This is a genomic window from Cyclobacterium sp. L-R (genome assembly GCF_056859355.1).
Map to the genome: position 1 here is coordinate 23,028 of NZ_JBSXOH010000031.1, position 13,015 is coordinate 36,042.

12 protein-coding genes are annotated in these 13,015 nt (G+C 37.3%); 3 read left to right on the top strand and 9 right to left on the bottom strand.

The window, feature by feature from the left end:
• Window positions 1–50 precede the first annotated feature (50 nt).
• Together AC13EX_RS02415 and AC13EX_RS02420 are read right to left on the bottom strand one after the other, a co-directional pair.
• A complete protein-coding gene (locus tag AC13EX_RS02415) occupies window positions 51–1,073 on the bottom strand; it encodes a FecR family protein (RefSeq protein WP_048643218.1) in 1,023 nt (340 codons plus the stop codon).
• A 10-nt stretch (window positions 1,074–1,083) separates the two neighbouring features.
• A complete protein-coding gene (locus AC13EX_RS02420) occupies window positions 1,084–1,737 on the bottom strand; it encodes an RNA polymerase sigma factor (protein WP_053086708.1) in 654 nt (217 codons plus the stop codon).
• 443 nt (window positions 1,738–2,180) lie between these two features.
• Here AC13EX_RS02420 and AC13EX_RS02425 point away from each other — a divergent pair, with 443 nt between their 5' ends.
• Window positions 2,181–2,363 (top strand): hypothetical protein, encoded by a 183-nt coding sequence (locus AC13EX_RS02425; RefSeq protein ID WP_482891404.1) that lies wholly within the window; start codon window positions 2,181–2,183, stop codon window positions 2,361–2,363.
• A gap of 478 nt (window positions 2,364–2,841) precedes the next feature.
• Here the strand turns inward: AC13EX_RS02425 and AC13EX_RS02430 are convergent, their stop codons facing one another.
• From AC13EX_RS02430 to rpmH, 3 genes are read right to left on the bottom strand one after another with little or no spacing between them, the layout of a single operon-like run.
• Window positions 2,842–4,503: a S41 family peptidase gene (locus AC13EX_RS02430; RefSeq protein WP_482891405.1), complete on the bottom strand. Its 1,662-nt coding sequence runs from the start codon at window positions 4,501–4,503 to the stop codon at window positions 2,842–2,844.
• Window positions 4,500–4,874 (bottom strand): ribonuclease P protein component, encoded by a 375-nt coding sequence (gene rnpA / locus AC13EX_RS02435; protein WP_482891406.1) that lies wholly within the window; start codon window positions 4,872–4,874, stop codon window positions 4,500–4,502. Before rnpA ends, AC13EX_RS02430 begins: the two co-directional genes overlap by 4 nt.
• Window positions 4,875–4,921: 47 nt before the next feature.
• The gene (gene rpmH, locus AC13EX_RS02440; RefSeq protein WP_014019965.1) at window positions 4,922–5,080 is read right to left on the bottom strand and encodes a 50S ribosomal protein L34; all 159 of its coding nucleotides are present in this window, start codon (window positions 5,078–5,080) and stop codon (window positions 4,922–4,924) included.
• Window positions 5,081–5,196: 116 nt separating this feature from the next.
• Here rpmH and AC13EX_RS02445 point away from each other — a divergent pair, with 116 nt between their 5' ends.
• Window positions 5,197–6,840: a M61 family metallopeptidase gene (locus AC13EX_RS02445; RefSeq protein WP_048641621.1), complete on the top strand. Its 1,644-nt coding sequence runs from the start codon at window positions 5,197–5,199 to the stop codon at window positions 6,838–6,840.
• Between the two features lie 116 nt (window positions 6,841–6,956).
• On the opposite strand, the gene AC13EX_RS02450 is transcribed toward AC13EX_RS02445, so the two are convergent.
• From AC13EX_RS02450 to AC13EX_RS02465, 4 genes are all read right to left on the bottom strand, one after another.
• A complete protein-coding gene (locus tag AC13EX_RS02450) occupies window positions 6,957–7,673 on the bottom strand; it encodes a hypothetical protein (protein WP_048641620.1) in 717 nt (238 codons plus the stop codon).
• Window positions 7,674–7,690: 17 nt separating this feature from the next.
• Window positions 7,691–9,739, bottom strand: a complete 2,049-nt coding sequence (locus tag AC13EX_RS02455) for an insulinase family protein (protein ID WP_482891407.1) — start codon at window positions 9,737–9,739, stop codon at window positions 7,691–7,693.
• A gap of 19 nt (window positions 9,740–9,758) precedes the next feature.
• Window positions 9,759–11,093: a M16 family metallopeptidase gene (locus AC13EX_RS02460; protein WP_048641619.1), complete on the bottom strand. Its 1,335-nt coding sequence runs from the start codon at window positions 11,091–11,093 to the stop codon at window positions 9,759–9,761.
• Window positions 11,094–11,212: 119 nt separating this feature from the next.
• Window positions 11,213–11,659 (bottom strand): DUF2383 domain-containing protein, encoded by a 447-nt coding sequence (locus AC13EX_RS02465; RefSeq protein ID WP_048641618.1) that lies wholly within the window; start codon window positions 11,657–11,659, stop codon window positions 11,213–11,215.
• A 155-nt stretch (window positions 11,660–11,814) separates the two neighbouring features.
• Between AC13EX_RS02465 and AC13EX_RS02470 the strand changes: the two genes are divergently transcribed.
• Window positions 11,815–13,015: CehA/McbA family metallohydrolase domain-containing protein (locus tag AC13EX_RS02470; protein WP_482891408.1), on the top strand; the 1,201-nt coding region annotated here is incomplete at its 3' end.

Genomic DNA, 13,015 nt, shown 5'->3' on the forward strand with positions numbered 1-13,015 from the left:
CCCTGCGCTTTGATTTCTAACCAGAGTCAATTTTTTCCATATCATTTGCTTTAGTTGTATAATTTAACTTTTTTATCTTCGAGACTAAATTTTAGCCCGGAAGTAATATTTACTCCTTTTAATACATTCTCCAGACTTTCATTTTTGTAAGTACCAGTGTAAACCCAACCCTTTCGAATTTTCCCAATAAGGATTAGTTCTACTCCAAACCAGTCTTCAATTTTTTTTCTACATTCCTCAAAAGAATCAGATTTAAAAACCAATACATTGTCTTTCCACCCTATTACTTCAAGACTGTCAAAATCACTTTTGTACAGATCCCCACTTTTTTCCATTATTAGCATCTCATCTGGACTTAATGCTACCTGATTACCTCTTTTATCTTTTACCATCACCTTTCCGGTCAATAAGGCTACTGATAATTTATCTTCCTCCACTTTCACATTAAATGAAGTACCTAAAACCTCAATTTTAGTATCTTCTATTAATACAGTGAAAGGTTTTCCATTTTTCTTCACTTCAAAAAATCCTTCACCAGTTAACTTTACCCATCGATCGCCACTGCCTAAGTTGGAAGGGTAAGAAATTTCACTGGAAGAATTTAAATAGACCTTACTACTATCTGCTAAAGTAATTAAGGAGCGATTTCCCGAACTTGTATTTCTCTTAATTACAAAAGATTCAGTTAATACAGGAGTAGGTGTAGTATAAAGGAAGGCGTGATAGTATCCCATCCATCCACAGAAGCCAAAAATGATCATTGCAGCTATATTCTTTAGCCAACTATTTATTGATTCTCCCTTAGTAATTTGACTTATTGTCTTTTGGTCTTTGTCTGCATTTACTATATTTTCAAAAATATCAATATAGGTGCTATCACTCATATTCTCGCCCTCCTCGTAACCGACAGACCTGATGATAGAAATAGCCTTGAATACAGTGTCTCGCTTCTCAGGATGTTCTATCAGCCATTTTTCCCAAAAATGCTGGGTATTCTTGTCAGGATTTTTTACCCAAAGGATAAAAAATTCATCTACAAGAAAATCTACTAATTCATAGTCTTTATACCTCATTATATAAGTATCACACTTTTGATTTTTCTTTCTGGTCAATTAGGTATTCCTTAAGCATGGCCATTGCCCTATACACAATTTTTCTGGCTGATTTCACGTCGCTAAACTCCATTGTTTCGGCCACTTGCTTATAACTCATGCCTTCTTCATACAATAATAATATAGCTTGACGCTGCCTACTCGTTAACTTCTGAAGGGCTTCACTTACCAATAATTTGTTTGCCAACTCGCTTTCCCTTTTTATCAATATAGATTCAGGGCAGATTGAAATTGGGAAAAATTGCTCCTTTATTTCTTCATACCTTGTTTCAGATAGCTTTTCAACCTTTAAATTCTTTACAATTTCCCTTGTTAAAATTTTAAACAAGTAAGCTTTTATACATAATACCTCTCCTAAAGTTCCTCTTCTTCTTCGTAGGTAAATGAAAATATTTTGTATACAATCTTTTATCAACTCAACATCCTTAGTAACCTGAGAACCATAATGAAACATCTTTTTGACATAGGTCCGATAAATAAAATTAAAAGCCAATTCATCCCCTTTATCAAAAGCTTTCCATATTTCTCTATCTGATTTCTCTTTTTCCAATTCAAGAGGTTCTAGATGAAAAGATGATACCTCAGGCTGAATTGAATAATTATTCTTTTTAATTATAGATTTCATTGCTATTTAGTGGTAAAGGTTGATCGTAGTCCTCTATAAAAGAAGAGCATTAAAAGTCGAAAAACAACCCCATTAAAAAATTATTTTTTTCATAAATCAATAAAATAAATATAAATAATACATATTTTACCATTAATCAAAATTAAACCTATATATACAATAAAAATTGAAATAATATTGTGTACGTGCCCGAGTAAAATTTCTATAACTATAGAATTATTGGTAAATAATAAAAAAAACTTGACATTGTGCTAAAAAAATATTAAGTCAGGAAATGCTTTTTAAAGGTTAAAGAATAACTCAATGATTTTACTATCAGACTTTTCCTTCCAAATAACAATCTTACAATTGGTAATTAAACCCACTCAGGTTATATTTTATGATCTGCAATCCAGGCAATTTTCAACTTGATCTATTTTGTAAAAGTAAAAATATCTTCATGTATGGCCTTTATTAAAAATTTAAAAAGATTGCTCTTGGCTTTAGCTATACTATTGATAGGCCTTTCTAGGTATTTTTATTCCAGAGGCAAAGCTGAACTATTAACTGTTGTTTTGGTATCCATTGGTATGACAACAACATCAGCAGCAATGGCAAGAAACCTTTTAAAAGATAGTAATGCTTAATAGTGTCTGCAATTGTAATGATTTATTCCTTCTAGACTCATTACTTTATGGGTCATGATGATCCCTGCCCCAACTGTATTTTACCCCGAAATATGTAATAGACAATCTATTACGTGCTGAAATCGCTTCAAAATACCCAATCGTTGCTGTTTTCAATTTCACCATAGCGGTGCTATGCTAAAAATCTCCAAACAGCCTGATTTTTCTTGCGATTGCAACACTTCCCGTAAACACGGGACAGGCTTAACCTCTGACTATTGTCAGGACGGAGAAATCCTATTACATAATCCGGGTTAAATCATCTTCTGGACCACCTTGATAAAAAACAAAAAGGCTGCATCCAATCAGTGCAGCCTTTTGATTATAACTCAAATTTTTCAATTTCCTTATTTATTAGCTGCTAAATCCTTCCTCCTCATTTTACTCAGGCTAAAAAACCAAGGAGTAACCTGAGAAAAAGAAAGTAACAAAACTTGGCTTACTTTTCAGGAGACAAGTAGGAAGCGTATAACTCTGAATCATTAAATACCTGCAAAGCACTTTCAATCTCGGGGTCCTGATCCAAAGCCGCCTCTAAAATTCCTTTTTGATAATAGTACCTAGAAACAATCTCGTCCTTTAACGCCTCTTTTATTTCATCTTTAAAGGTGACAAGCTCTTGTTCTTTACTATGGCTTACACTACTTTTTAGTTTTTCAATTTCTTCTTTAATGTCCTCAAAGTATTTTTCTCGCTCCGCATATTTTTCCAAATCCTCTATGGTTTTCTCTACTCTCGTAGTGTAATCGTATTCCTTGTCTTGAAGCCAGTCGACAAATGAAGTATACAATTCATCACTAACTTCAAATTCTCTAGGCCTAGCTATGCTATCATGTTTTAAAGCAAATTCATTTACAAAACTAAATACCAGACTTCTTGTAACCAAACTATAGGTTATGGGTGCAAAGCTTCTTGAGCTTAGTTCAATATCAGGTTCAATCCCTGCTCCATCATAAACCTTCCTTCCATTCTTGGTTTGAAATTCTTGCCTTAGTGAATCAGGAACATAACTACCATTACCATCTTCATCTTTTATACTATAGTCAATTGCTTGAATACATCGTCCACTTGGTATGTAATATTTGGCGGTGGTAAGTTTTACCTGGGAATTATAGGACAAAGGAATGGTACTTTGCACCAAGCCTTTTCCAAAAGAAGTTCTACCAACCAATACTGCACGGTCATAATCTTGTAAGGCACCAGCTACAATTTCTGAAGCGGAAGCACTACGCTCATTGATCATTACAACCAAGGGAATTTCTTTGTCCAGAGGTGAAGATCTTGTCTTGTATTCAGACAATACTTTATCCAATTTCCCAATGGTCTTCACCACTCCCCTACCTTTTGGAATAAAAACATTCACCACATTGACTGCTTCAAGCAAAATGCCCCCAGGATTATCTCTAAGGTCCAAAATGATTTTTTTAGCTCCCCTCGCCTTTAAGTCCTGTAATGCCAAGGCCACATCCTGACCAGCATTGGTCGTGAAATCACTTAATTTGATATATCCTGTTTCTCCTTCTACCATACCATGATAGGGAACATTACTGATTACAATCTTCTTCCTCGTAAGTTTTACAGACAAGGTATCCTCACCACGCTTGACCACAACATTCACCTCAGTATTGGCAGGACCTTTAAGCAACTTAGAAATATCCCCGGTGTTTTTATCTATAACATTCACCGTATCCACCTTTAGTAGCTCATCTGCTACCTTCAAACCAGAAACCTGAGCAGGAAAGCCTTCATAGGGCATCATGATCATGTTTCTTCCTAGGCGATTACCAATCAAAGCACCAACTCCTCCATATTCTCCGGTGGTCATTACTCGAAAATCATCAGACTCTTCCTCAGGAATAAATTCCGTATAAGGATCAAGCTCAGCTAGCATGGCATTAATACCCACAGTAACCAACTGATTGGGATCAATTTCATCTACATAATAAGAATCAAGCTCTCTTACCAGAGAAGCAAAAATATCCAGGTTCTTAGCCAAGTCAAATAATTTGTCATTCTTTGGATAAAATGACAAGGTCAATACCGCAATTCCTATTACGGTAAGGCTAGTAAAAAACGCCTTACGGGAAACAAATTTATTCATTCTAGAGATGTTTTTGCTACAGGTATTTTCTTGAGGGTCTTTATCACTTTGGGGGCTATCTCATGATAACCCATCAGATCTTTTGAAACGTAAATTAAAGCGATAAGTTTATTGGAACCCTGTGCAGAAGGAAGAAGATGTTTGTTGAGACGGTAAGCCTCCTTCACTCTTCTTTTAATATAGTTTCTATCTGTAGCGTTTTTCAGCTTCTTTTTAGAAACAGATACCAGTAATTGATTGTCAGAAATCCCTGGATTATCAAGATAGAGCACCTTGAAGGGATATAAAAAAAAAGAGGAACCTTTATCAAAAAGTTCCTTTATTAACTTTTTGGAATGTAATCTTTCATTCTTTGAAAATTTACAATCCATAAAATAAGATTAAATAAATTACCCCATAAATATAAGGTGATAACGCATTATTTCTTAAGCGTCTTCTCAGAAGATACCGATAACTTATGTCTGCCTTTAGCTCTTCTGGCTTTAAGCACTCTCCTACCATTGGAAGTGGACATTCTCTCTCTGAAACCGTGTTTGTTTCTTCTTTTCCTGCGGGAAGGTTGAAATGTTCTTTTCATTATTGCTATATTTTAATCGCTTGATTCTCGTTTTTTAAAGGATTGCAAAGATAGAGAGGTTTTTTTTATTTACAAACCAGTGGCTTACTTTTGTTTAAGCCATTTCAATACATTTCATGAAATATACGATAAGTACACCTATACCAACGTCCCAAATTCTGGAAATTATACTGGATTTGGATTGCCAAAAAAATGAGGAAATAACGCTGCAATTACCTTCCTGGCGCCCAGGAAGGTACGAAATAGCCAATTATGCCCAATTTATCAAAGGGTTAGAAGTAACAGGTCCAGAAGGACAGCTAAGTGCAAAAAAGCTTAGTAAAGACAAATGGACTTTTTTTTCAGCAACAAAAGGAAAATACAAAATTTCTTACACTTACCATGCTGCTCAGCTCGATGCCGGTGGCTCATGGGTAGATCCTAACCAAGTTTATGTAAATTTCATTAATATTTGTTTTTCCATTTCAAATAGAACTAATGAGAAAATAAACGTGGAACTGAACCTTCCTCAAGACTACCATCTGGCCTGTGCCCTGCATCAAGAAAAAAAACATTCTTTGATAGCTAATGATTACCAGGAGCTGGTAGACAGCCCCTTTATGGCAGCAGCAGATTTACAGCATAAAACCTATGAAGTAAACGCCACCACCTTCCACGTATGGATCCGTGGAGAGGTGTATTTTGATTGGAAAAGCCTTTTGAAGGGGTTTAAAAGCTTTACGGAAAGACAAATCGAGGATGTAGGTGACTTTCCAGCCAAGGATTATCACTTCCTTATTCACTTATTGCCTTTTCCACATTACCACGGAGTAGAACATCAATACTCTACAGTAATAACCCTTGGACCGGACCATTTATTTAAAACCCAAGAGGGAATGGACAGATTGATGGGAATATCTTCTCATGAACTTTATCATTTTTGGAATGTCTGTCGCATAAGGCCAAAGTCAATCCAACCTTATGACTTCTCAAAAGAAGCCTACCTTAAGGAGGGACTTATAGCTGAAGGGGTTACTACTTTTATGGGTGATTTTTACCTTTTGAAATCAGGATATTATTCTACAGAAAGGTATTTGGAGGTTATAGAAAAGCTAATGGAAAGAAGCTTTGAAAGTCTCGGTTGGAAAAATCAATCGATTGTAGATTCAAGTTGGGACCTTTGGCTTGATGGATACAAAGCAGGAGTGCCAGACAAAAAAGTTAGCATTTATACACACGGTGCACTTTTAGTGTTGGCCATGGACCTGATGTTAATGAAAGGGAATCAACGGATGCATTCTGCCATGAAGCATATGTGGGAGCGTTATGGGATAACAGAAAAAGGCTATGAATTGAAAGATTTTGAGCAGGTAGTAATTTCCCTTGCAAAGGACAAAGAGGAAATGAAGCAGTTTTTTGCAGATTACGTTTGGAGTAAAGGAGACCTTTATTCACGCTTAAAAAAATTGTTACCACAGATTGGACTAAGCGTAGTGAAAAGAAGTAACAATATCCCGCTACAGAGTGATTTCGGAATTGCTACAGATTCAAAAGGAATACTGAAAAAAATCCACCCAAAAGCGCCTGCTTTTAAACAACTGATGCAAAATGACAGGATTCAGTCTTATTCAATAGACAATAAAGGCCTGCACTTGCAAGTCAGGAGATGGGGCAAATCAATGGCTATAAGCTTGCCCAATGAAAACGCACTCTACTATGCAGCCTATAAAATCACTTCAGCCGGTGAAAAATCAGCCTTCAAGAAGTTTGTGGAACTTTAATACAATTTGACCTGAGTATTTATTAAGCCACCGCTAATAGCTGATCAATACAATCCGGTCTAAAATCACTAGGTAAAGCCTTGTAAAATAGAAAAGGGACTTAAAAGTCCCTTTTCTTATTCAAATAATGAGTTGTCAAGCGGTTCATTCACCTGTATACTGACTACATGGGTTTCCATGGGCACCGGCAACATCGGGTTGGAAATGGTCACCTTCATGGGAAACATGATGCCTTCCACCTCTTGGTATTCGTCAAATTCCACATCACCAGCAACATCGGCAACCATTTTTAATTTTAGCCCTGTAGCAACACTAAAATATTCTGTACTTTCAAGTCCAGCAGAATTGGTTACAATAATGGTATAAGCATCTTCTCCTTTTATGGTGGCATTTTCTCCTTTATTCACTGTAAAACCCATTTCTTCATAATACAGCTCTGGAAAAGCATAAATATTGGTTTTTAGGGTTTCAAGCTCATCAGCTGATAAGCTTTTAACTTGCCCCATAGCACTCATGTACCCTTCATTGTCTTTTACCACGGTTTTCTGGATCACATTTCCATCTACTACCATCTGTTGCATCAATCGCATCCCCTCCATGTCCCTATTGGTGTCAATTTCAATTTTCATTCCCTGAATCTCAGCCTCCATAACCAAAACAATGGTTTTTATGGATGAAATTTTTTCTTCACCGCCAATGGCTTTTATATAATCTTTAATGATTTCCTGTGGGGTTTTATCTACCAAAGGATCCTTAACTGTAGCAGCATAAGAAACAGCCTGTACCATTACAAGCAATAAGGCTAAGCCTAAAGGAAAAATAATTTTTCTCATCGAAATCATGAATAGTATTAATTAAAATCTTGGTCAGAAACAGGAACATTCAACTCAACTTTTGTTACTTCAGTTTCAAGGGCAACTGGTAACATAGGGCTTTTAATGGACATTTTTACAGGCACTAAAATCCCATCAAATTCTTTGTATTCATTAAAATCGGTATTCCCAGAAAGTTTATTTTCACTCCTCAGTTTTAACCCATTTTCCATACTATAATAATTGATTACCTGCCCTCCTGTAGGATTGGAAATGATTATTTTGTAAGTCGCTTTGCCATCTACATCTGCAGCCCCGTCTAAAGTAAGGGTATAGCCCATGAGCTCATAATACAATTCGGGGATTAACCATAAAGAAGCCATTTTAACATCTTCATATTGTTCATCTGTCAGATTTTGGGATTTACCCATTGAACTGACTGTAGCCTTGCCGTCTTTTACTATGGTCTTAGAAGCTTCATTCCCCATAACGATGACTTTTTGGGCTAAGCGCTGATTTTCGACATCATATACAGCAGACATGTCTAATTTTGTGCCCTGCACTTCAGCTGACATTTCTAGCTTGGCTGTTTTTATATTTTCCACAGCATCCACTCCACCCACTGCTGTGAGGTAATCGCCAATCACGTCTAAAGCTGTTTTATTGTCATCAGACAATTCAATTTCTTGAACCTCTTCTCCTTTGTAATTGTACATACTGATCTCTCCAAACTGGGACAAACCTTCTTTTATAGCTGAGCCATTGCCTACCACCGTAATGTACATATTGTCTGGTTTGAGGTATTTGGACGCTACATTATTTATTTCCTCAACAGTCAACTCATCCAGGCGCTGAAGGTAAGTACTATAAAAATCTTCCGGCAGATTGTACCTGTCAATATTAATGGCAAAAGTAGCAATGGTATTGGGGTTTTCAAGTGACCTTCCAAACCTGCCACTAAGATTGGCTTTGGCCATTGTTAATTCCTCTTCTGTAATGCCATTTTCTTTTAAATTTCTGATTTCATAAATCATTTCATAGACAGATGAATCCGTGACCTCATTTCTTACAGAGGTGCCTGCAAAGAACCTGGCGGTTAACTTATCAGAACCAAAGCTTGATCTGGCCCCATAAGTATAGCCTTTGGTTTCACGTAAATTCCCATTCAATCTGGAATTAAAGCCCTCCCCCAAAATAAAATTCATTACTCTTGTAGCCATATAATCCGGATTGGTGAGGTGCATTTCAACCGGAAAGGCAATATTAATTACTGACTGAACAGCTGAGGAGCGATCCAAGAGTGCTACTTGGTTCTCGTCAGGAAGCTCAGGTTTTTGATAGTCAAATGTTGGAACATCCCCTTTTTCCCAAGATGAAAAATACTTGTCCACCAATGTTTTGGCTTCCTTATCATCAATGTCACCAACAATAGCGAGGTAAGCAATATTAGGTTTAAAATAGGTTTGGTAATATTCTTTAACATCCTCCAGGCTTACATTTTCTACGGTTTCCTCGGTCATGGTTTCTCCATAAGGATGTTCCCTACCATACACCAAAGCTTTGGAAATTACTCCAGCCAAATAATCCGGATCGTCTTTTGAAGAAGCCAGAGAAGTTAGGGTTTGTTTTTTGAGCTTATCAAGCTCTTCCTGTGGGAAAACTGGATTGTACAATACATCGGTCATTAATTCCAGTACTTTTCCCTGGTGTTTTTTAAGCGATGAGCCAGAGAGAGAAGTAGCACCTGCACCTAGAGAGGCACCAATAAAGTCAATTTCCTCATCTAAAACTTCTTTTGTTCTGGAGGAAGTGCCTGCCATCATCATGTCCCCAACAAAACCAGTCAATCCTGCCTTCTCCCCTTCAAAAAGTGGATCTCTGTCTAAGATCAGATAAAAGGCCACTCTAGGTAATTTATCATTTGGCACTACAAATACCTTCAGGCCATTGTCCAAAGTAAAAGTGGCAGGATCCGTAAATTCAATTTTAGGTGCTGGCCCTGGAGGAGGTAAAACACTTCTATCAACTTGAGCTTGTGTTCCGAAGGTAATGAATGCAGCAAAAAGCAATATATATAAAGTCTTCATTTTTCTAGCTTTAGGGTTATTATTGGTTTTGAGCCGTTTCCTGTGGTTTAGGAAGGTAATACAATACAACTCTTCCATCTAGGGTCAAATACTTATTGGCCACACGTTGTATGTCTTCCCTGCTTACTTTTCGGTATACTTCCAATTCTCTATTGATGTATTCGGTATCGCCATAAAATAAGTTTGCCTCTGCAAGGTTTTGGGCAATTCCTTCGATGGAGGAATTCTTACTAACCAAGTCATTCTCTATAATGTTCTGTAATTTCTGGAAATCCTGATCCGAAATACCTTCTTGTTGAACTTGTTTTATTAAAACATCGATTTCATTCTCAAGATCCTCAGGTTCCACCCCCATATTGGCAATCCCATACATTATAAAAATGCCTCCATCTTCAAGGTCAAGTGGAATTGCAGCCACTACCAAAGCCTTTTGCTGCTTGTCCACAAGCTCTTTGGTCATCAGAGAAGATTTGCCACCTGTAAGGTAGGTAGAGAGCATTTCCATAGCATAAGCATCCGGATGATTTTTCGGAGGTAAATTATAGGCTTGAATAATGGCTGGTATTTGGATATTGTCATAAATAATATCCCTGATCTCTTTGTCTTTTTTCGGCTCTATTATATCGGGCCTATAAATGGCTTTCTTTCCTTTGGGGATTTCGGAGAAGTATTTCCTTACCCATTCTTCCGTCTGCTCATAGTCAATGTCTCCGGCAATGGTAAGGATCGCATTGTTTGGTACATAAAAATCTTTATAAAACTGCATAAACTCATCCAGGCTTGCAGCATTCAGATGGTCCAAAGATCCAATGGGTGCCCATTGATACGGATGCTCGCTATAAGCACGAACTAGGGTTTCCGGCAAAATGGTCCCATAAGGCTGATTGTCATAACGCTGCCGCTTTTCTTCTTTGACCACTTCCCGCTGTGTTTCCAAGCCTATTTCATCAATTTTAGCATGCAGCATGCGCTCGCTTTCAAGATAAAGTGACAGTTCAAGATAATTGGAGGGCATTAATTCATAATAATAGGTGATGTCATTACTGGTAAAGGCATTCAGCGCACCCCCGTTACCTTCTACGAGATCGGTATATTCACCCCTATCAATATTTTCTGACCCTTCAAATAGTAGGTGCTCAAAGAAATGAGCAAAACCTGTACGTTCCGGGTCCTCATTTTTGGAACCTACATGGTACATCACAGAAGTAACAACTATAGGGGTTTTGTTGTCTTTGTGCATAATCACCTTCAAGCCGTTGTCCAAGGTGAACTCCCTAAAATCAATCTTCGTCTGACTGTAGGCTGTTGTTTGAACAATAAACAGACAGGCCAGCCAAATTAAATGCTTTTTCATAGGTATATTATTATAGTAAAATCACTTTATCCACAATCAATTGTAAACGAATTTAAAAGATAATCAAAAGCTTACATGGTCAAAAGAGGCTTAAGGGTTATTAATACTGCCCTACCAGCTTATGATTTAACCTGCTCTACTAACGCTTTAATGGCCGCAAGGTTTTTTTCATTCTGTTCTTCAAGTACAGCAAAAAATCCTTCTGATACGAGTTCTGGATTTCTTAGCAAAACACCAAATTCATCTACTCTTTCTTTTTCTTCTTGCAGGCAATATTTTGCTATTTCCTTCGCATTGTCATGATCCAAAGAAGTTTTAAAGTTGTTCCAGGATCTTGAAAACAAGTTCATCAAACTCCCCTCTTCTACTGGAACGCCTTCCAAAAGGTAAATCTCTTCCTTAATGGCATCTATCAAAACCAATTTTTCTTTGGCACGAGCTATAAAAAACTCCCTTATTTCCCCTTCTTCCACATTTCTAGCAGCATCCTTGTAACTTTTTAGGCCATCATAGGTGTTTTTGAGTATTTGGTTCAGGTATTTAATCAGTTTTGTTTGGTTAGCCATATAAAATTTAATGCGAGTTTGAAAGTATAAATATATTAAAATGCTTTTACCCCTCCTACAGGACAGTAAATTAGCTTTCCTACCTATTTGATTTAAGATTTGCAATGAATATATTGCTATCTGCTTAATAACAAAAACCTTTAGCCAATAAAACAATGAAATCCTTTTCCTTTCTGATTCTATTTCTCTGCTTAAATTTTATTTTTGTTTTATCCTGCACACAAAAAACAAGCCAGGAAGAATCAAGTAAACACTGGTACAAAGGCAATCTACATACCCACTCTTATTGGAGTGATGGGGATGAATTTCCAGAAGTAATCATGAAATGGTACAAGGAGCAGGGCTATCAATTTGTTGCTTTGTCTGATCACAATATTTTCCAGGAAGGTGAAAAATGGAAATCGATTAAAGCCGACAGTCTCTATCGTGATGCTTTCAAGGCCTACCTTTCAGAATACGGTGAGGAATGGGTGGAATATATGCAGGAGGATGAAGAGCTGAAAGTAAAATTGAAGACTTATAAAGAATATGCTCCGCTCTACAATGAGAAAGAAAAGTTCCTCATGATTCCTGCTCAGGAAATCACAGCTGGCTTTGAAGGAAAACCTTTACACCTCAACCTTACCAATCTGGAAAGACTTATTGTTCCAATGGAGGGAGGCAGTGTAGTGGAAGTGCTACAGAACAATATCAATGCGGTTTTGGAGCAAAGAAAGGCCTCTGGCAAACCAATGATGGTGCATATCAATCATCCCAATTTCATTTGGGCCATTACGCTTGAAGACATGATTCGGTTAAAAGGAGAACGTTTTTTTGAGGTATATAATGGTCATCCTGCGGTTCATAATTTAGGTGATTCCACCAGAATGGGTTATGAAGCCATGTGGGATTTTATCAATATCGCCTACTTGGAAAAAGGCCAACCTTTGATTTTTGGCCTGGCAACTGATGACAGTCACAATTACCACAAACAAGGGGCAAAATTTAGCAATGCCGGTAGAGGTTGGGTAGTCGTTGAGGCGGATTCATTGGAAGCTGGCACTTTGGTAGAAGCGATGGAAAGAGGTGATTTTTATGCATCTACAGGCGTGGAATTGGAAAAGCTTAGCTATGCTAACAATATTTTGGAGGTTGCGGCCCTTCCCAAAGATGGGGTAAATTACACTTTGGAATTTATTGGCTGTAAAGAAGGTGAAAAAGACACCCAGGTATTAAAGACCGTTGAAGGCAATGCTGGATCTTTTGAGGTAAGTGCTGACTTGCTATTTGTACGGTGCAAAATTACCTCTTCTGAACCACAGCACAATCCTGTTGAAAACATGAAAAATCAACTGGCCTGGACCCAACCGGTAAGGC